Source organism: Mesorhizobium sp. BHbdii, from assembly GCF_053848045.1.
Window position 1 is genome coordinate 303,773 of the sequence record NZ_JBSPKX010000005.1, and the last position, 17,536, is coordinate 321,308.

The window sequence follows — 17,536 nt, forward strand, 5'->3', positions numbered from 1 at the left end:
ACCGTCAGGCGCCTCGGCTCTTAGCAGGACGCAGGACTTCGGCCAAATTTTGTTTCAAGTCCCATATACTGGCGCCGGACATGAAAAAGGCGGCCGCGGCCGCCTTTCGCACATATGTGTTGCATTTCTGCCGATCAGAAATTGCCGATCAAGAACCGGCGCCGCCGAGCGTGGTGACAGCGCGGCGGTTCTGCGACCAGCATGAGATGTCGTCGCAAACCGCAACCGGACGCTCCTTGCCGTAGGAAATGGTCTTCAGGCGCTGGGCAGAAACACCCCTGGCGACGAGGAAGTCGCGGGTGGCGGCGGCACGGCGGGCGCCGAGCGCCAGATTGTATTCGCGCGTGCCGCGCTCGTCGGCATGGCCTTCGATAACGATGGCATACTGCCTATACTGGTTCAGCCACTGCGCCTGTCGCGAAAGCGTCGTCTGCGCGTCGGCGCGGATCGAGGACGAATCCGTATCGAAGAAGATGCGGTCGCCGATGTTGACGGTGAAGTCCTGGGCCGATCCGGGCGTTGCCGCTCCGGCGCCGCTGAGACCGAGATCGGCGGCGCTGTTCGGGGTCTTCTTCGAGGCGCAACCGGCAATGGCGAGCGACGCCACCAGCGCGATCATCACCGGGTTTCTAGTAAGTGCTGCGATACGGCCCATGCCGCCTCTCCTTCGCAATTCGAGTGATTTCGTTGATCGTCCAGTAACCACGTTTGGGTTAACCGGCGTTCAAGAAATACGGTTAAAATTTGGTTTCGGCTGCCGTCCGCAGCCGTTTTGCCAGGGGCCGCCCGACGGGTCCACAATGTGCGCGGACCCTAGGCGGAAATGCGGCTAAAACGCGACCAAGCCGTGGAAAGGAGCGAATTGAAGAGTTGAGGAATCCCGTTTTCTCCATCTCTTCAATTCTTCATTTCTCCAATTCCTCTCTCACTCGAGCAGCGGCGACCAGGCCGGGTCCGACGCGAAATTCGCGGTCGGGATCGACTGCTCGTTGCGCCCAGTGAGATCGACCGAAACGAGTTTCGGCCCGCCGGCTGAATCGCGGAAGAACATCAGCACCCGCCCGTTGGGCGCCCAGGTCGGCCCCTCCTGCTGGAAGCCAGTTGAAAGGATTCGCTCGCCCGAACCGTCGACGCGCATGACGCCGATCTGGAATTCGCCGGCAGTCTGCTTGGTGAAGGCGATGAGATCGCCGCGCGGCGACCATACCGGCGTCGAATAGACGCCGTCGCCGAAGGAGATGCGGGTCTGGCCCGAACCGTCGGCGCCCATCACATAGATCTGCGCGCGGCCGCCGCGGTCGGAGGTGAACACCACCTTGCTGCCATCCGGCGAATAGGACGGCGAGGTGTCGATGGCCGTCGAATTGGTGAGCCTGGTCGTCGAGCGGCTTCTCAGGTCCATGGCGAAGATGTTGGAATTGCCGTCGTCGCGCAGCAGGCTCATGATCACCTTCTGGCCGTCGGGCGAAAAGCGCGGCGCAAAGGTCATGCCGGGAAAGTCGCCGACCAGTTCGCGCTGCCCGGTCTCGATCTGCAGCAGATAGACCTTCGGCTGGCCGCTTTCATAGGACATGTAAGTGATTTCCTGCCGGTTTGGCGAGAAGCGCGGGGTCAGCACGATCGACCTGCCATCCGACAGATAGCGGACGTTGGCGCCGTCCTGGTCCATGATGGCGAGGCGCTTCTTGCGCGCGTTCTTTGCGCCCGATTCGTCGATGAAGACGACGCGCGTGTCGAAATAGCCCTTCTCGCCGGTCAGCCGCTCATAGATCGCATCGGCGATGATATGAGCGACGCGCCTCGTATTGGCGTCGTTGGCGAAGAACTGCTCGCCCGACATCTGCTGGCCGGCAAAGGTGTCCCACAGCCTGTACTGGGCGCGGACGCGGCCATCGGCCTCCTTGCTGACGCTGCCGGTGACCAGCGCCTGGGCATTGATCACCTTCCAGTCCTCGAAGCGGGGCGTGGCATCCGGATTGGAGATCTTTTCGATGAAGGCGCTCTTGTCGATCGGCGCGAACAGGCCGGAGCGTTTCAGGTCTGCGCTGACGATGCCGGAAATCTCCGCGCCCAACGCATCGCCGCCCTGGAAATCGGTGATGGCGATTGGCAGCGGCTCGACATTGCCTTTGTTGACGTTGAGCTCAACGAGCGCCCGCGCCGGCAAGGTGGCGGTGGCAGTCATGCCCAGCGCCATCGCTACGATCATCAGGAGCGGCTTGAGGATGGATTTCATGTCTTCTCGCTTCTCTTCAACGATTCTACGGGCGCCAGACCTATAGGCCCAGCATCTCCCTCGGATCGAACGTGACCCGCACGTCGGCCCAGATGTCTTGTTTGCCTGCGGGAACCTGCAGGCCGGCCACATCGCATTTCTGAACCGCGCGAACGGCACTTTCGTCGAACGGGCGGCTTCCGCTCGACTTTTCGACAGATGGCCGTCCTTCCAGCTTGCCGGAGGCGTCGAGGTTGAACCGGACTACGACGATGAAATTCTCGGAACCCTCGAGCCCTACCGGCAGGGTCCAGCAACCACCAAGCTGAGCCTCCAACGCCCCCTGCTCCGACCTTGAAAGCTTCTGGCCCTGATTCTTGTCCCCGCCCAGCGATGCCTGCTGGGTTGAACGCTTGGCCCCGCCGCCGGACGGCTTCCGCTTGTCGAGCAACGCGGCAATCTCGTCGGCGTTGAACTGCTTGTCTTCCGACTTCGGCTTGGACGAGGCCTCCTTGACCGGCTTGTCGGCGTCCTTGCGCTCCGGCGCCTTGGCGCTTTCGGCCTGGGCCGGCTGCGGCTTCGGCCGCGCCTGAGGCGCAGGTGCAGAGTCCGGAAGCTGCGTCGTCTCGGTGGGCTGCTCTTTCGTTATTGCTTCGGCGATGGCATCCGGCTTGACCTCAGGCTGCGGGTCGATGGCGGCGGTCTTGTCTTGCGGCGGCGTCGGCGCCGGCTCCTTGGCCGGTGTTGGCTTAGGCTCCGCCTGCTTGACAGGCTCGGGCTTGACCTCTTCCTTCGGCTGCGGGACCGGTGCGACCTCCGTCGCCGGAACAGGCTCGGGCTGTTCCTTCGGCTTCGGCACATCCTCGGGCTTCGGCTTCTCTTTCGGCGTCGGCGCGGGCGGCGGCGCCTCAGCCATATCGACCGGCTGGGGCTTGGGTTCCGGCGTCGGCGGCTTGTCGGTATCGACGCTGTTCTCACCGACCGTCTGCGCCTCGGCCACGATGTCCGGGCGCTGGGTAGGCAATGGCGCCGGCTTTTCACTCACCGCAGCCTTCTTGTCGCCCTGCTGTATCTGCGCGATCGCTTCCATCGGCACGATTTCGACCGCCAGCGACTCGGCATCGGACGCCGGTAATGCAGCCGGCGCCGACAGCGTGAACAGGCCGAAGCCGATCACGACCGTATGCAAGATCACCGATGTGGTGAGGCCGGTCCTCATCTTGCGTCTATTGATCCTGTTCCTGCAGTGAAACCAGGCCGATATTCTTGTATCCGGCGGCCGAGATGCGGGCCATCACCTTCATGGCGGTGCCATAGTCCGTCGACTTGTCGCCGCGGATGAAGATGCGCTCGTCATAGCCGGTCTTTGAGATCGCCTGCAGCTTCGCCACCAGTTCCTCAACCGGGATTTCGGTCTCCTGGAGATAGATCTGGCCGGCGGAGTTGATGGAGACCGTGATCGGCTGCGTGTCGACATTCATCGCCTTGGCCTGCGTGTCCGGCAGGTCGATCGGCACGCCGACCGTCAGCAGTGGCGCCGCGACCATAAAGATGATCAACAGCACCAGCATCACGTCGACCATCGGCGTGACGTTGATTTCAGATATCATCGCGTGATGGCGGCCGCGCCGCCTGTGGCCGCGACCACCGCGTCCCCCGCCACCCGCGCCTACGGACATTCCCATGATTGTTCCTCAGGTCTTCTGCGCGACTTTTTCATCGATTTGGCGCGAGAGTATGGCGGAGAACTCGTCCGCGAACCCCTCCATGCGCACGGCGATCTTGCTCGCGTCCGACGACAGCTTGTTGTAGGCGATGACGGCGGGGATGGCCGCGAGCAGGCCTATTGCCGTGGCCAGCAGCGCTTCGGCAATGCCGGGTGCGACCACCGACAGGCTGGTATTCTTGGATGCGGCGATCGCCTGGAACGAGGTCATGATGCCGATCACCGTGCCGAACAGGCCGATGAAGGGCGCCGCCGAGCCGGTGGTGGCGAGAAAGCCAAGCCGTCCTTCCAGCTTTTCCATTTCGCGGGTCAGCGCCAGGTCCATCGCCTTGTCGATGCGGGTCTGCAGGCCAAGCGGCGATTTCGCGCCCTTCTCGAAGCTCTTCTTCCATTCGCGCATGGCGGCGACGAAGATGGCGCCCATACCGGTCGTTTTGCGGTCGGCGAGCGTGCGGTAGAGCTCCTCCAGCGACTGCCCGGACCAGAACACCTGTTCGAAGCGATTGAGCGCGAGCCGCATGCGGCCATAGGCGACGAGCTTGTCGACGATGATCGCCCAGGTCCAGATCGAGGCGCAGAGCAGCCCGATCATGACCAGCTTGACCACCCAGCCGGCCTGCATGAACAGCGCCCAAATCGACAAATGCGCGCCCGGTTCGGCGAGTGCGATATTTTCCATGGTTACGTCCTTAAGATTTTCCGGGCACGGCTGGCGGCTGGCCCATGGGCATCCCTTGTCGTCCGTTCGCGCAACGCTTGCGGAATAACCCCAAAATGCACCGTTGACGGCCTTTTCGGGGCAAATGTTGGTGAAAGGAAGGCGCTGGATTCCTCCAATCTTCTCCACTCTCTTCATGAACCGTTATGGTTAAGGATGGGTTAGGACGTACAGCGCGGCGCATTGCCGCGCCTTGGCGAGCCGCCTGGCATCGTCAGCGGATCATCGGGATCGATAATTTACCGATTTGATGTCTTGGGCATGAAGGCTGCGATCCATTCCTTCGGAAAGCGCCTTGGCCGGCCGTTTTCGCCGACGATCGCCGCTTCGACCCGCGCCTCGACCAGCACCTCGCCGCCGCGCTTCAGCTGCTGCGCCATGAAGATGCGGGCGCCCGAAATGTCCTCGGTGCGCGTCTCGATGGTCAGGATGTCGTCCATGCGGGCGGAGCCGCGAAAGTCGATCTCCATGCGCCGCACCACCCAGATTATTCTTTCGCCATGCTTGCCCTCGGCAAGCTCGGTGTGGTGGACGCCGGCAAGCCTGAGATAATCGGAACGGCCGCGCTCGAAGAATTCGAGATAGCGCGCGTGATAGACGACGCCGGAGAAATCGGTGTCGGCATAATAGACCCGCGCCATCAGCCGGTGGCCGAATTCGGTCAGCGCCCCGGAAAGCCCGGCGCAGAGCGCCGCCGATTCACCATGATCGTCCATCGCGCTTTCCTTTTTTGGCCTGACCGGGCACCTAAAGCGCGACGCGGTTCAGGTTCCGGGCGCGTCATTGTCCCAAGACCGCTACCAAGTTTTGGGCGACACACATTGACTTGGCGCATGAACCCGATGGCATTGTTGACGGCGATGATCAAGACCTTGATGACGGCGCTGCTTATGCTGGCCGTGCTGGTGCTGCCGGGCCAGGCCGCGAGCTTTTCGATGAAGCGCGGCCTCAATCTCGACCAATGGACGACCTGGCCGGGCGAGGAAAAATGGAGCGACCGGCAGGCGATAATGCCCTATCCGGAATGGCGCAAGTTCCTCAATGACGATGACCTCAAGGCGCTGAAGAGCGCTGGCTTCGACTTCCTGCGCATGCCGGTCGATCCGTCGCCATTTCTGTCCGGCGAGACGTTAGCGCTGCGCGACGGGCTCTATGCCAGCGTGCTGGACTCGGTGCGCATGGTCAATCGCGCCGGACTGAAAGTGATCGTCGACATGCATCTGATCCCCAGCGGCAGCAGCCGCAAGACGGGCATGGGCGAGGTGATGGGCGACCCGAAAACCTTCGAAGCCTATGTCGAAATGGTACGCAGGATGGCGCGCACGCTGGCCGATGAGGATCCGCGCCAAGTCGCTTTCGAGCCGATGAACGAGCCGGTCGTCGACTGCGACGCCGACGGCACCAGCTTCTGGCCGGAGCGCCAGCAGAGACTGTTCGCGGCGGCGCGTTCGTCGGCCACGAAGCTCACCCTGATCCTGACCGGCGCCTGCTATTCCAATGCGGCATCGCTGGCAAAGATCGATCCGAAGGCGATCCCGGACGACAATATCATCTGGACCTTTCACACCTACGACCCGTTCCTGCTGACCCATCAGGGCGCGACCTGGGCCGGCGATTTCATCCCCTATGTGACTGGCCTGCCCTATCCGCTCAGCGCCGTCCCGCGCGCCCAGCTGGAGGCAGCGCTCGATACGATCCGCGCAAGGATCAAGGCCGAGGCGCCATGGGCGCGGCAGAGCGGCTTGCTTGCCTATCTCGACGAGCAGGTCGCCAGCATGGACACAGATGAGAAGCTGCTCGAGACGATAAATGCACCGTTCACCAGGGTCGAGGCCTGGGCAAAGGCCAACGGCATCAGACCGGAGAACATCACGCTGGGCGAATTCGGCATGATCCGCCAGGAATACGGCAATGCCCAAGTGATGCCGGCCGAATACCGCGCCGCTTATATAAGGGATATGATCGCGCGCGCAGAAGCCCATGGCTTCTCGTGGTCGGTCTGGAGTTATGGCGGCGCCTTCGGCATCGTCGAGGCGTTTGATGGCGACAAGGCCGAGCCGGATGTGATGGACGCGATCAAGTCACTTCATTGAAGCGGTTCAGGCTGAATCCATTTCGATCGAAAGAATCTCTGGGCGCATCCCAAAACGCACCGGCAGGATGCTGAAACCGAGCCCTCCGGAGACGATCAGGTTACGGTTCTCCTCCACGACATGGCCATAGGCAAAACGGTTGCCGAAGCTGACTGGAGAATAGCCGAGCAACCGCACCTGTCCGCCATGGGTATGACCGGAAAGCGTCAACGATACCCGGGACGGGACCTTCGGGAATATGTCCGGCTTATGCGCCAGCAGGTAACAGGAGCCTTGTCGCGCACCTTTGCCAGCGTGCCATGCAGGTCGTCCAGTCCTTTGAATCTGCTGCGGCCCCAGGCCTTGCCCGGCCGCAGCGCAAGTTGGTCCGCAAGTCCGGCGACCCAAAAGCCATGCCCGTCTTTTTCCAGGCGCGCCGCATCGTTTTCCAGGACCGGGATGCCGGCACTTTCGAGTGCCCTGCGCGCCACCGTCGGGCCGAACCCGGCTTTCTGCGCAGAAAGGGCCTCCCACCAGTCGTGATTGCCAAGGATTGACCACACGCCGAGCGGCGCCTTCAGTCCTGACAAGGCCGGCGCCCATTCGGAGGAACCCACCCAGTCCGAAACCAGGCGTGTGCCGGCTGCATAGTCGCCAAGCAGGACAATCAGATCCGGCTGCAGGCTGTTCTGCCGTTAGGAAAGCGACCTAATCCGCTCCGGCGTCATCCATGGCCGGCAAGCATGGATATCGGCGAGAGCGACGACGCGAAGCCGCAATCCCGCAGGCCAGTTTGGCGGCGTCAATGAATAGCGCTTTACATGCGTCAACAACATCGGCTCAAGGCCAACCGCATAAGCGCTGAGCGACACGGCCGATAAGAACGAGCCGCCGATGAGGCGCAGGAAGCCACGTCTGGTGATCATCGCTCAGCTCCGTCGTTCGTGGGACGGACGGTCCCACAGCGAAGCGTTAGAGCCCGCAAATGCGCCGGCAAGCTGACCAGGATCAGGAGATTTTGCGCAGGAATGAAGCCGCAACGCCGCGCGGACGCTACTCTTCCTGGAACAGGCTGATCTGCTGCTGCGCCAAGTCCTTCGGCGCATCGAGGCCGAGATGCCGCCAGGCATTGGCGGTCAGCACGCGGCCGCGCGGCGTGCGCTGGATGAATCCCTGCTGGATCAGATAGGGCTCGATGATGTCCTCGATGGCGTCGCGCGGCTCGGAAAGCCCTGCCGCGATCGTCTCGATGCCCACCGGCCCGCCGCCAAAATTCCGCGCGATCATCGAGAGGTAGCGGCGGTCGAGCGCGTCGAGGCCGAGCCCATCGACCTCCAGCCGCGTCAGCGCTTCGTCGGCGATCTGCCGGTCGACATGACCGTCGCCGGCGACGGAGGCAAAATCGCGCACGCGGCGCAACAGCCGTCCGGCGATGCGCGGCGTGCCACGCGCGCGTCGCGCGATCTCCAGCGCGCCGTCGTCGCCGAGCGGCATGCCAAGAATGCGGGCGCCGCGCCGCACGATCTGCTCCAGTTCCTCGACGGAGTAGAAATTGAGACGGACCGGGATGCCGAAGCGGTCGCGCAGCGGATTGGTCAGAAGACCGAGCCGGGTGGTGGCGGCGACGAGGGTGAAACGGGCTAGGTCGATCTTGACCGAGCGCGCCGCCGGCCCTTCGCCGATGATCAGGTCGAGCTGGAAATCCTCCATCGCCGGATAGAGAATTTCCTCGACCGCGGGGTTGAGCCGGTGGATCTCGTCGATGAACAGCACGTCGCGGTCTTCGAGATTGGTGAGCAGTGCTGCGAGATCGCCGGCCTTGGCGATGACCGGGCCGGAGGTCGAGCGGAAATTGACGCCGAGCTCGCGCGCCATGATCTGCGCCAGCGTTGTCTTGCCGAGGCCGGGCGGCCCGACGAACAGCACATGGTCGAGCGCCTCGCTGCGGCCCTTGGCGGCCTCGATGAACACTTTGAGATTGGCCCGCACCGCCGCCTGGCCGACAAAATCGCCGAGCGTCTGCGGCCGCAAGGTTTGCTCGGCATCTTCGCCGCGCTTGTCGGGAGCGATGAGGCGTGGCGAAAGGCTCATGCCGCTTTCCTTGCACAGGGTAGGGAACGGGACAAGCACAGTCTCACCGCGCCAGCTCCTTCAGCCCGAAGCGGATCAGCTTCGATGCATCCGCATCCTCGCCGGCGCTTTTCAGCGCAGCCGCCACCGCATTGGCGGCGATGTCGCGCGAATAGCCGAGATTGACCAGCGCCGAGACGGCGTCGGTGATCGGCGCCGGTGCGACGCCTTCGCCGAGTTCCTGCTTCAGGCCGATGGTGCCGGAGGCAGTGCCCGCATAGGCTGGCGCCTTGTTCTTCAGTTCGGTGACGATCCGCTCGGCCACCTTCTTGCCGACGCCCGGCGCGCGGCTGACCATGGCAATATCACGCAGCGCGATAGCATTGGCGAGATCGGCCGGCGCCAGCGTCGACAGAATAGCCAGCGCCACCTTGGCGCCGACGCCCTGTACATTGCTCATCAACAGCCGGAACCATTCGCGCTCCAGCACCGACTGGAATCCGTAGAGCCGCAGCATATCCTCGCGTACATAGGTCTCGATGAACAGCACCACCGCCTCGCCGGGGGCCGGCAAGGCGGCCAGCGTGCGCGTCGAGCAGTGGGCGACATAGCCGACGCCGTGCACGTCGATGATGCAGAAATCCTCGTCGATCTCGTCCAGCGTGCCTTTGAGCTTGCCGATCATGCCAAAGCTCTCATGGGTACAGGCCCCTCATGGATAGGTTTCAGGAGACATGATATCGAGATCCGGAAAATAGCTGCGGTAGCGCGCGGCATCGCGCGTCAACAGACGATGCCCAGCGACAACCGCATGGGCTGCGATAAAGAAATCCGACAGGGTTCGTTCGCGGACCCCGCCTGCGCGGCGATAGCGGGAATGCGTTACACCGGCGAGGAATGCCGCTTCCCATGGCAAGAGTTCGCGATCCATCTTAAGCGTTTCGACTGCTTTACGGAGTGCCGGCTCGGTCGCTATCAGCGGCGCGAGTTCGGACCAGACGATTGTATTGATGACGAGTGTACCATCGCGCCGGCATGCTGTGATCGCTGACGCCGACCACTTCGTCTCCTGTCCGGCAGGACCCCAAACATCGATCAGGACATTTGTGTCAATCAATGTCGAGATCTTCACGTGGACCCCTCAGCCACTCCATATACTCGTCCGTTGTCATGCCTCCCAGGTCCAACGTGCCGGCCATATGATCGAGCAGCTGGCTGAATTTGCGAGAGGCCTCTTCTTCGGAAATGTTTTCGTTGACCGCAACAACACGAGCGCCGTCGTCTGTGGGCACGAACTCCACCTCGGAGCCCGGGCCAATCCCCAAATGATCCCGTATCTCCTTCGGGATCGTCACTTGGCCTTTGCTTGTCACGCGCATGGTAATACCTCGTTGGTATTACTTATTGCCGAACCGAGAACAGGTCAAGAACAAACTTGTCCGGCCAGCGCCGTCCTATAGGCAACACTCTGCCGGTGATGCGCGTGGCAGATGGCAATGGCCAGGGCGTCGGCGGCATCGTCGGTGTCGAAAGTCGCCTTCGGCATCAGCACCTTGACCATCATGTGGATCTGCTTCTTGTCGCCGTGACCGACGCCGATCACCGCCTTCTTGACGGCGTTTGGCGCATATTCGGCAACGACCAGGCCGGCCAGCGCCGGCACCAGCATGGCGATGCCGCGCGCCTGGCCAAGCTTCAGCGTCGCTGCCGCATCCTTGTTGACGAAAGTCTGCTCGACCGCCGCCTCGTGCGGCATGGCGGCATGCAGGATTTCGGCGAGCCCATCATGCAACTGGCAAAGGCGCCTCGCCAGCGCCGCCTTGTCGTCGGAACGCACGGTGCCGGAGGCGACGAAGCGCAGCGAATTGCCGAGGCTCTCGACGATGCCCCAGCCGGTACGCCTCAGCCCCGGATCGATGCCGATGATGCGAATCGCTTCCCCCATTCGCCAAGTCTACCCTTGGCGGACAGCGATGCCAGCGAAATGTGAACAAACCAGAAACAGGGTTCTCACAGCGTCCCATAGGCTGAGAATTCGCTCTGACGAGGCAGATGGCGTGGTTTTGGAGAACCGAAGCGGAGCGGACATTTGGGTCCGTGAGCCCGCGCATGACCCCCAAAATCGGACTCGATTTTCGGAAAAGGATCATGCGCAAAATCTAAGCGCTACAGCGTCCTTTGCGCGTCCCCAGGCGCGCGGCGCTGTACGCAAGCGCAGAAAACGGCGCCAGGTGTCCGTCGGAGTAGTATCAAGCAGCCTGTCAGCCCCGGGCAAAAGCCGTGTTCAGCAGCGTGATCTGGTCGGAAACCGGATTGACGCGGCGGCCGGATGGCGAGACGTCGGCCACGGCGCCGCCGTAGATTTCCTCGTCCATGCGACGCACCAGCGCCTGCAGTCGCAGCGAGCGGTTGACGAGGTCAAGAAAATCCTTGGGCAGTTCGACCCAGCCTGCGGCATCGTTGTTGGCGGAAGCGGTGTCGAGACGCACCTTGGATTTTTCGGAAGCAACCTGATCGCGGGTCATCTCGCCGGAATTCGCCGCACGCTGCAAAAGCAGCCAGGAGGCGACCTGCATCAGCCTCGTGGTCAGCCGCATCGATTCGGCCGCATAGAGCGTCGCCGCCAGCCTGGACAGTTTCTTCGCCTCGGCCCGGCCCTTGCCGTCCAGATATTCGGCCGCCTGCTCGACCAGGCCCATGCCTTCCTGATAGAGCGGCTTGAAGGATTGGGAGAAAACCCGCCGCTCCGCCAGCTTGATGGTTTTCGCGCTTCCCTTCGAAGAGTCGTTCATCGATACGCCCTGCACTTGCCTTACAGCCGGTCGATTCGGCGCCATCGCCGTCACGTCCTGCACCCTATATGACCGAGACTTGAAAATGCGCTTCGGGGCGGGTGAAGGCAAGCACATGTTTAACAAACGGTTAACGGCGGCGCAGGCCCCCGGGCAATCCGGATCGCGGGCAAAAAAAGAGCCGCGGGTAAGGCGGCTCTCAGGAGTTTAACAGGGAGGCGTCAAACAAAGTGGCTCCAACCACTCGGTAAGAATCCAGATCACTGGATGTACATAGTAAACGCCTGTAAAGCTTAATGAAGCCTTAACGGCACGGATATTTTTTGATCGAGCGCCGCCCGCCTGTGCCGTAACAGCACAATACTCAGGCCTTTTGGGCCTCAGGAAGCCGCTCGGCTTTCCACACCTCCGGCAGTGCGATGTAGGCAAACAGCAGCAATCCCGCGTAAAAACCCATCGAGGACGTTGCCACCAGCGGCTCGATCGCCGGGGTGCCGGCAAGCATGATATAAAGGCCGATCAACAGGCCGATGCCACTGATTGCCGTCAACCAGAAATGGACGGTGGCAAGCCTCTTTTCCGCGACTGCCGGAAACAGATGGTAGAAGAAGGCAAACACCGCCGACATCAGCCATCCGGCCACCATGATGTGGGCGTGAGTCGGCATCTGCGCATGGTCTTTGCTGATCGCCATCTGAAGGCCGAGCGCCATCCCGAACAGTGCATAGACGACGGCCAGCGTGAAGAAATTTCGTGCTACCTTTTGCATAGTATCCCCCGATTTGCCTTTTCCCGTCATGGGAATGGGTTGAATTCAGGCGGTCGACCCGCCACCGGGTCCCCGGCATCGGCGCATTAGCATCGGCAATGTTTCTGGACGATGCCGCATCGCGCCCGACCCTTCCCCGGCTCTGCCAGAATAGCAGAAAGCGGCGCGACGCGCTTGCGCAATCGTTGAACGATGCCGTTACGGCGTGTCTCATAGGACGGCGAAACAAAGCGGCCGCCCACGCGACATCGTTCCGAAACAGGCGCCGCGCTAAACGCCCGCTCCTCGCAGCGAGATGGAGCAAGTATGCGCCGCTCGCAATCGTCAACATCCAAGGAGGGGAACCATGGATTGGTACTCTATCGTCAAATTTCTGCACGTCGTCTCGGCGACCCTCTGGGTCGGCGGCGGCTTCACGCTGATGGTGCTCGCGATGCGCGCCGATCGCGCTGGAAACATCGAAGGCATGCTGCAGGCCATGCGCGCCACTGGCGAGCTGGGCAACAGGTTCTTCGCGCCGATGTCGATGCTGACGCTCGCCTTCGGGCTGATAATGTGTTGGTTCTGGGTCGGCTTCTCCGACCTGTGGATCCTGATCGGCCTTGCCGGCTATGCGACGACCTTCTGCATCGGCATGTTCATCTTCAGGCCGACCGCCGACCGCATGGCGGGGATGATCGCCAAGGACGGCGTGACGCCGGCGGCCCTCGCTCAGGGCCAGCGCATCCTCAACGCTGCACGCGTCGACTATTCGGTGATGCTGGTGATCATCGCCGACATGGTGCTGAAGCCGACGCTGAACGACATCACCATCCTGGGCTGCATGGCGCTGGTCCTGACCACCGGAATTGCTCTCGCCCTCGGCGGAACGCGCCGGTTGGTGCCTAGCGCCGCCTGAAATGACGCTGCTGGCGCCTCGGCTGCCGGCAGCTTCCATGGCTGGCAATCTAGAGAAGGCCGGAAATCCCGTCCCACAGAAGCTTGACCGCAACTACCGCCACGGTTGCGTAGGTGAAGGGGTAGAACAGTTCCGGCCGCATCCGCCGGACCAGCCAGGCGCCGGCGATGGTCGAAAGCGGCGCCAGCGGTACCAGAACCGCCGACGCGGTCAGGTTGGTGGTATCGAACTGTCCCAGCGCAAAATAGGGGATGAGCTTCAATGCGTTGGTGGCGGCAAAGAAGATTGCAGCGGTGCCCGACAGCACTTTCGGATCAAGCCGGATCGGCAGCGCATAGACCTGAAAGGGCGGACCGCCGACATGGGCGACGAAGCTGGTGAAGCCGGCGACCGTCCCCCAGAAGGCAGCAGCCGCGCGGTTGGGCTCGGCTAAGTGGCTCGCACCGTGCCGCATTTGTAGATAGCCCCAGCGAAGCACGAAGAGAATGGCCACCGCGCCGACGATCAGCCGCACCATTTCCGCTGTCACCAGCGCCGCGGTCAGCCAGCCGAGGCCGATGCCGATCACCGCCCCCGGCATCATGTCCGTAAGCATCTTCCGGTCGTAGACACCCCACCATGTCCACACCGAGACGATGTCCATCAGGCATAGAATCGGCAGCAGGATGGCGGCGGCCTGCACCGGCGGCATGGCCAGCGTCATCAGCGGCACCCCGATGAAACCGACCGCACCGCCAAAGCCGCCCTTGGACAGACCGACCAGGATGACGGCTGGAATGGCGGCGGCATAGAACCAGGGATCGAGCAGAAGACCTGACATCGGCGGGGAGCAGTTGGAGGGAAAGCGTATAGACGCTGGAATAGCCGATAAACTTTCGCGCCGCGACCGCAAATGTGCACACAATGCGATGCGTCGTGAGTGCTGAGGCCTGTTACGGTTTTGAGATGGCGGTCGCGGCAAGCGGCGGCGGGCGCCTCCGGATCGGCTGGGCCTTGATGATGGCTGTGCTCGTTTCGGCTTTGTCGGCGATACGGTCGAGAAGCTTGTCGAGATCGCCGATCGAGCGCACGAACAGCCGGGCAACAAAGCAGTCGTCGCCCGTCACCTTGTCGCATTCGCCAAACTCCGGGATCTCCTCGATCAGCTTCTGGACGATATGCAGCTTGCCCGGCAAGGGCCGGATGCGAACAATCGCCTGCAGCGAGTAGCCGAGCGCTTGCGGGTCGATCTCGACGGTGAAAGCCCTGATAACGCCGCGATCCTCCAGCCGACGCAGCCGTTCCGCCACGCTCGGCGACGACAGTCCTACCTGCTGGGCCAGTTCCTTCAACGAGGTTCGCGAATCCTTGATCAGGATTTCGAGAAGGCGTCGGTCCAGATCGTCCAGCATTTGACATTCCCAACGAAAGGGCCGCCGTCACCTTATTTAATTAGGCACGGCCGGAATATCACCTATCGCAAGACATAGGAAGCGCTTGTACCGCATGGGATTATCAACCCATCAGCATTCGAGAGGTAATCTTCATGGACAGCACGGTGCGCGGCACAATCGAAATGACGGCCGCAATGGCCATCCTCGGCACGATCGGATGGTTCGTCGTCATGTCGGGCGAGCCCATCATGGACGTCGTCTTCTGGCGCTGCGCCTTCGGCGCGATAACGCTGCTGATCATCTGCGCTGCCTTGGGATTGCTGCGCGGCAGGCTGTCGCTGCGCATCGTGGCGATTGCGGCCCTTGGGGGCGCGGCCATCGTCATCAACTGGTTGCTGCTGTTCAGTTCGTTTTCCCACGCCTCGATCTCGATCGCCACGGCAGTCTACAACACCCAGCCCTTCATGCTGGTCGGCTTTGGCGCGCTCTTCTTCTCAGAGCGGCTGACCATGACGAAGCTGGCCTGGCTCGGCATCGCCTTCGCCGGCATGCTGCTGATCGTGCACGCCTCGCCTGATGTGGGGCCCGATGCAGGTCCTAATACAGGTACAGGCAATCTCGGTTCGGATTATTTTACCGGCATCGCGATGGCGCTGGGTGCGGCTTTTTTCTGGGCCGTCGCCGCCATCGTCACCAAGGAGCTCAAAGGCACGCCACCGCACCTGATCGCCCTGATCCAGGTCTGCGTCGGCGTCGTCATGCTGGCACCCTTCGCCAACCTTTCCCACCTTCCCGCCGATGCGTGGAGCTGGAGCATGCTGGCGACGCTTGGCGTCGTCCATACCGGTCTGATGTACATCCTGATGTACGGCGCCATTCAGAAACTGCCGACGCATCTGCAGGGATCGCTGTCCTTCATCTACCCTGTGGTCGCGATCCTGGTCGATGTCATCGCCTTCGGCCACCGGCTGCATCCGGCCCAGATCGTCGGCGCCGCCGCCATCCTGGTCGCCGCCGCCGGCATGAATCTCGGCTGGACACTGTGGAAATCGAAGACACCAGCCGAGAGCACTCAGGCGATCAAGTGAGCGAAGAACGTCGCCGGACGACAATCATGCGCCAATGATCCTGCCCCGCCCGCCTGTTCAAGGCCGGCACTTTGCTCTATGCCGCAATGCAACCATCTTCGCCCGGCATAGGCGAAAACCGGAATCGAAAACCAATGAACGACGCAACGCCTCCAAATCGCTGCCGCATCGTGCTGATCGCGCCGCCCGGCGTGCCGGCTGAGCGCATCGGCGCGGCGTTCGAGGGCGGCGACGTCGCCTCGCTGATCCTGCCCGAGAACGGCATGGACGAGGCCTCCTTCCAGGCCTTCGCCGAACAGATCGTGCCGGCGGCGCAAGCGGCAGGCGTTGCCGTCGTCATTGCCGGCGACACCCGCATCGCCGGCCGCGTCCAGGCAGATGGCATCCATGTCGAGGTCGGCAAGGCCGAACTCGCCGAGACGATCGACCGTTTTCAGGCAAAAATGATGGTCGGCACCGGCGGCGCCAAGACACGCGACGATGCGCTGGAACTCGGCGAGCTCAGGCCCGACTACATCTTCTTCGGCCGCTTCGGCTACGACAACAAGCCGGAGCCGCACCCGCGCAACCTGTCGCTGGGTCAATGGTGGGCGGATGTGATCCAGATCCCTTGCATCGTCATGGCCGGGTCCGACCTCGCCTCGGTCGAAGCGGTAGCTGCCACCGGCGCCGAATTCGTGGCGCTGTCCAGCGCCGTCTTTGCCGACGGCGCCGACCCGAAGATGGCAGTCGCCAGCGCCAATGCGCTGCTCGACGAAACCGCGCCGCGTTTCGAGGACTGACGTGCCGGCGTGGACAATCCTTTTCGGTGCTTTGCTTGCGGCGCTCACGGTGCAGGCCGCCGTGGCGGAAACCGCCCCGTTGCCGCAACCCAAGCCCGACATCGGTGCAAGCACGGACAAGCCGATCGCCACGCCGCTGCCGCAGCCCGCCACCACGGCCCCGTTGCCGTCGGCCGACGCCATCAATCCCGACCGCTTCGGTGCAAAGCCGTCGGATTCTGCCTATGGCGCCTTCCAGCGCGGCCTTTACAAGACGGCCTACAACCTCGCTTTGGCTCGCGCCCAAAACGGCGACCCGGCGGCGCAGACATTGATCGCGGAGATATTGTCGCGCGGTCTTGGCGTGCCGGTCAACGCTGCGGAGGCGGCAAAGTGGTACGCGCTTGCCGCCGAGCAGGGCATACCAGAATCGCAGTTCCAGTATGCGCTGATGCTGCTCGACGGCCGCTACGTCAAGAAGGACGAAAGGGGGGCCTACGCGCTGATGCAGGCCGCCGCCGAGGCCGGCAACCGTCTGGCACAGTTCAATTTCGCGCAGCTGCTGGTCCAGCAGGACCCCGGCGATGCCGGCATCGCAAAGGCGGTGTCCTATTATCAGCGCGCCGCCGCGACCGGCCTTGCCGACGCGCAATATGCGATGGCGCAGGTCTATGCCAATGGCGTCGGCGGCAAGCCGCGCGACGAGGTCCAGGCGCGAGGGCTGCTGGCGCAGGCAGCACGGCAGAACTACGATACGGCGCAGATCGATCTCGCCGCCTGGATGATCGAGGGACGTGGTGGCGCCCGCGACCTGAAGTCCGGCTTCGGCTGGATGAAACAGGCCGCCGAGGGCGGCAATGTCGCCGCCCAGAACCGCCTCGCCAAGCTTTACATGGGCGGCATCGGCACCGATCCGGATCCGATCCTTGCCGGCGCCTGGTACGTTGTCGCCCGTCGCGCCGGGCTCATCGATCCGCAGATGGACGATTTTCTGCGGGGCCTGACCGACGACCAGACGAAGCAGGCGCTGCAGATGGCCAACCGCCTGCCGTAG

At 62.8% G+C, this 17,536-nt stretch carries 20 protein-coding genes and 1 pseudogene; 5 read left to right on the forward strand and 16 right to left on the reverse strand.

The features are described from left to right. Positions 1–148 precede the first annotated feature (148 nt). The 6 genes from pal to ybgC form a co-directional block, all read right to left on the reverse strand. Complete coding sequence (gene pal, locus ACWTU8_RS24980; protein WP_095517985.1) at positions 149–655, reverse strand: peptidoglycan-associated lipoprotein Pal; 507 nt, start codon at positions 653–655, stop codon at positions 149–151. A gap of 270 nt (positions 656–925) precedes the next feature. Next, positions 926–2,209, reverse strand: a complete 1,284-nt coding sequence (gene tolB / locus ACWTU8_RS24985) for a Tol-Pal system beta propeller repeat protein TolB (protein ID WP_455850389.1) — start codon at positions 2,207–2,209, stop codon at positions 926–928. A gap of 67 nt (positions 2,210–2,276) precedes the next feature. Beyond that, positions 2,277–3,434, reverse strand: a complete 1,158-nt coding sequence (locus ACWTU8_RS24990; RefSeq protein ID WP_455850258.1) for a TonB family protein — start codon at positions 3,432–3,434, stop codon at positions 2,277–2,279. A gap of 7 nt (positions 3,435–3,441) precedes the next feature. Then, the gene (gene tolR, locus ACWTU8_RS24995) at positions 3,442–3,900 is read right to left on the reverse strand and encodes a protein TolR (protein WP_065011259.1); all 459 of its coding nucleotides are present in this window, start codon (positions 3,898–3,900) and stop codon (positions 3,442–3,444) included. A gap of 9 nt (positions 3,901–3,909) precedes the next feature. After that, positions 3,910–4,620, reverse strand: coding sequence for a protein TolQ (gene tolQ, locus ACWTU8_RS25000; protein ID WP_029348869.1), 711 nt, complete (start codon positions 4,618–4,620; stop codon positions 3,910–3,912). Positions 4,621–4,898: 278 nt separating this feature from the next. Further along, positions 4,899–5,375: a tol-pal system-associated acyl-CoA thioesterase gene (gene ybgC, locus ACWTU8_RS25005; RefSeq protein WP_455850259.1), complete on the reverse strand. Its 477-nt coding sequence runs from the start codon at positions 5,373–5,375 to the stop codon at positions 4,899–4,901. Between the two features lie 126 nt (positions 5,376–5,501). On the opposite strand from ybgC, the gene ACWTU8_RS25010 reads away from it, so the two are divergent. Further along, positions 5,502–6,752, forward strand: a complete 1,251-nt coding sequence (locus ACWTU8_RS25010) for a glycoside hydrolase family 5 protein (RefSeq protein ID WP_455850260.1) — start codon at positions 5,502–5,504, stop codon at positions 6,750–6,752. A gap of 6 nt (positions 6,753–6,758) precedes the next feature. Here the strand turns inward: ACWTU8_RS25010 and ACWTU8_RS25015 are convergent. The 8 genes and pseudogenes from ACWTU8_RS25015 to ACWTU8_RS25050 form a co-directional block, all read right to left on the reverse strand. Next, positions 6,759–7,657, reverse strand: a pseudogene (locus tag ACWTU8_RS25015) (metallophosphoesterase). Between the two features lie 127 nt (positions 7,658–7,784). Then, positions 7,785–8,822 (reverse strand): Holliday junction branch migration DNA helicase RuvB, encoded by a 1,038-nt coding sequence (ruvB, locus tag ACWTU8_RS25020; RefSeq protein WP_287159637.1) that lies wholly within the window; start codon positions 8,820–8,822, stop codon positions 7,785–7,787. Between the two features lie 43 nt (positions 8,823–8,865). Then, positions 8,866–9,486, reverse strand: a complete 621-nt coding sequence (ruvA, locus tag ACWTU8_RS25025; protein WP_287093023.1) for a Holliday junction branch migration protein RuvA — start codon at positions 9,484–9,486, stop codon at positions 8,866–8,868. A 27-nt stretch (positions 9,487–9,513) separates the two neighbouring features. Then, entirely contained in the window at positions 9,514–9,933 is a 420-nt protein-coding gene (locus ACWTU8_RS25030) for a type II toxin-antitoxin system VapC family toxin (protein ID WP_455850261.1), read from the reverse strand. After that, a complete protein-coding gene (locus tag ACWTU8_RS25035) occupies positions 9,911–10,180 on the reverse strand; it encodes an AbrB/MazE/SpoVT family DNA-binding domain-containing protein (protein WP_095517992.1) in 270 nt (89 codons plus the stop codon). The genes ACWTU8_RS25030 and ACWTU8_RS25035 overlap by 23 nt, the downstream gene beginning before the upstream one ends. A gap of 44 nt (positions 10,181–10,224) precedes the next feature. Then, the gene (ruvC, locus tag ACWTU8_RS25040; protein WP_455850262.1) at positions 10,225–10,746 is read right to left on the reverse strand and encodes a crossover junction endodeoxyribonuclease RuvC; all 522 of its coding nucleotides are present in this window, start codon (positions 10,744–10,746) and stop codon (positions 10,225–10,227) included. Between the two features lie 316 nt (positions 10,747–11,062). Continuing rightward, positions 11,063–11,593, reverse strand: coding sequence for a protease adaptor protein RcdA (gene rcdA / locus ACWTU8_RS25045; RefSeq protein ID WP_029348882.1), 531 nt, complete (start codon positions 11,591–11,593; stop codon positions 11,063–11,065). 364 nt (positions 11,594–11,957) lie between these two features. After that, a complete protein-coding gene (locus ACWTU8_RS25050) occupies positions 11,958–12,362 on the reverse strand; it encodes a hypothetical protein (RefSeq protein WP_455850263.1) in 405 nt (134 codons plus the stop codon). Positions 12,363–12,708: 346 nt separating this feature from the next. Between ACWTU8_RS25050 and ACWTU8_RS25055 the strand changes: the two genes are divergently transcribed. Continuing rightward, the gene (locus tag ACWTU8_RS25055) at positions 12,709–13,260 is read left to right on the forward strand and encodes a DUF2269 family protein (RefSeq protein WP_455850264.1); all 552 of its coding nucleotides are present in this window, start codon (positions 12,709–12,711) and stop codon (positions 13,258–13,260) included. Between the two features lie 49 nt (positions 13,261–13,309). On the opposite strand, the gene ACWTU8_RS25060 is transcribed toward ACWTU8_RS25055, so the two are convergent. Both ACWTU8_RS25060 and ACWTU8_RS25065 read right to left on the reverse strand, forming a co-directional pair. Continuing rightward, positions 13,310–14,080 (reverse strand): sulfite exporter TauE/SafE family protein, encoded by a 771-nt coding sequence (locus ACWTU8_RS25060; RefSeq protein WP_455850265.1) that lies wholly within the window; start codon positions 14,078–14,080, stop codon positions 13,310–13,312. A 112-nt stretch (positions 14,081–14,192) separates the two neighbouring features. Beyond that, on the reverse strand, positions 14,193–14,651 hold the full coding sequence (locus tag ACWTU8_RS25065) for an Lrp/AsnC family transcriptional regulator (protein ID WP_135934361.1): 459 nt from the start codon (positions 14,649–14,651) through the stop codon (positions 14,193–14,195). A 134-nt stretch (positions 14,652–14,785) separates the two neighbouring features. On the opposite strand from ACWTU8_RS25065, the gene ACWTU8_RS25070 reads away from it, so the two are divergent. From ACWTU8_RS25070 to ACWTU8_RS25080, 3 genes are all read left to right on the forward strand, one after another. Further along, positions 14,786–15,721 (forward strand): DMT family transporter, encoded by a 936-nt coding sequence (locus ACWTU8_RS25070; protein WP_455850266.1) that lies wholly within the window; start codon positions 14,786–14,788, stop codon positions 15,719–15,721. Between the two features lie 134 nt (positions 15,722–15,855). Continuing rightward, positions 15,856–16,503, forward strand: coding sequence for a thiamine phosphate synthase (locus ACWTU8_RS25075; RefSeq protein WP_455850267.1), 648 nt, complete (start codon positions 15,856–15,858; stop codon positions 16,501–16,503). After that, complete coding sequence (locus ACWTU8_RS25080; RefSeq protein ID WP_455850268.1) at positions 16,463–17,536, forward strand: tetratricopeptide repeat protein; 1,074 nt, start codon at positions 16,463–16,465, stop codon at positions 17,534–17,536. Before ACWTU8_RS25075 ends, ACWTU8_RS25080 begins: the two co-directional genes overlap by 41 nt.

What these genes read in the sequence shown, in the direction of transcription:
- ruvC (WP_455850262.1), bottom strand. Translation starts at nt 10,746, where the DNA reads ATGGGGGAAGCGATTCGCATCATCGGCATCGATCCGGGGCTGAGGCGT.
- ybgC (WP_455850259.1), bottom strand. Translation starts at nt 5,375, where the DNA reads ATGGACGATCATGGTGAATCGGCGGCGCTCTGCGCCGGGCTTTCCGGG.
- pal (WP_095517985.1), bottom strand. Translation starts at nt 655, where the DNA reads ATGGGCCGTATCGCAGCACTTACTAGAAACCCGGTGATGATCGCGCTG.
- ruvB (WP_287159637.1), bottom strand. Translation starts at nt 8,822, where the DNA reads ATGAGCCTTTCGCCACGCCTCATCGCTCCCGACAAGCGCGGCGAAGAT.
- ACWTU8_RS25010 (WP_455850260.1), top strand. Translation starts at nt 5,502, where the DNA reads ATGGCATTGTTGACGGCGATGATCAAGACCTTGATGACGGCGCTGCTT.
- ACWTU8_RS25070 (WP_455850266.1), top strand. Translation starts at nt 14,786, where the DNA reads ATGGACAGCACGGTGCGCGGCACAATCGAAATGACGGCCGCAATGGCC.
- ACWTU8_RS24990 (WP_455850258.1), bottom strand. Translation starts at nt 3,434, where the DNA reads ATGAGGACCGGCCTCACCACATCGGTGATCTTGCATACGGTCGTGATC.
- ACWTU8_RS25050 (WP_455850263.1), bottom strand. Translation starts at nt 12,362, where the DNA reads ATGCAAAAGGTAGCACGAAATTTCTTCACGCTGGCCGTCGTCTATGCA.
- ACWTU8_RS25065 (WP_135934361.1), bottom strand. Translation starts at nt 14,651, where the DNA reads ATGCTGGACGATCTGGACCGACGCCTTCTCGAAATCCTGATCAAGGAT.
- ACWTU8_RS25035 (WP_095517992.1), bottom strand. Translation starts at nt 10,180, where the DNA reads ATGCGCGTGACAAGCAAAGGCCAAGTGACGATCCCGAAGGAGATACGG.
- ACWTU8_RS25055 (WP_455850264.1), top strand. Translation starts at nt 12,709, where the DNA reads ATGGATTGGTACTCTATCGTCAAATTTCTGCACGTCGTCTCGGCGACC.
- ruvA (WP_287093023.1), bottom strand. Translation starts at nt 9,486, where the DNA reads ATGATCGGCAAGCTCAAAGGCACGCTGGACGAGATCGACGAGGATTTC.
- ACWTU8_RS25080 (WP_455850268.1), top strand. Translation starts at nt 16,463, where the DNA reads ATGCGCTGCTCGACGAAACCGCGCCGCGTTTCGAGGACTGACGTGCCG.
- tolR (WP_065011259.1), bottom strand. Translation starts at nt 3,900, where the DNA reads ATGGGAATGTCCGTAGGCGCGGGTGGCGGGGGACGCGGTGGTCGCGGC.
- ACWTU8_RS25060 (WP_455850265.1), bottom strand. Translation starts at nt 14,080, where the DNA reads ATGTCAGGTCTTCTGCTCGATCCCTGGTTCTATGCCGCCGCCATTCCA.
- ACWTU8_RS25075 (WP_455850267.1), top strand. Translation starts at nt 15,856, where the DNA reads ATGAACGACGCAACGCCTCCAAATCGCTGCCGCATCGTGCTGATCGCG.
- tolB (WP_455850389.1), bottom strand. Translation starts at nt 2,209, where the DNA reads ATGATCGTAGCGATGGCGCTGGGCATGACTGCCACCGCCACCTTGCCG.
- rcdA (WP_029348882.1), bottom strand. Translation starts at nt 11,593, where the DNA reads ATGAACGACTCTTCGAAGGGAAGCGCGAAAACCATCAAGCTGGCGGAG.
- tolQ (WP_029348869.1), bottom strand. Translation starts at nt 4,620, where the DNA reads ATGGAAAATATCGCACTCGCCGAACCGGGCGCGCATTTGTCGATTTGG.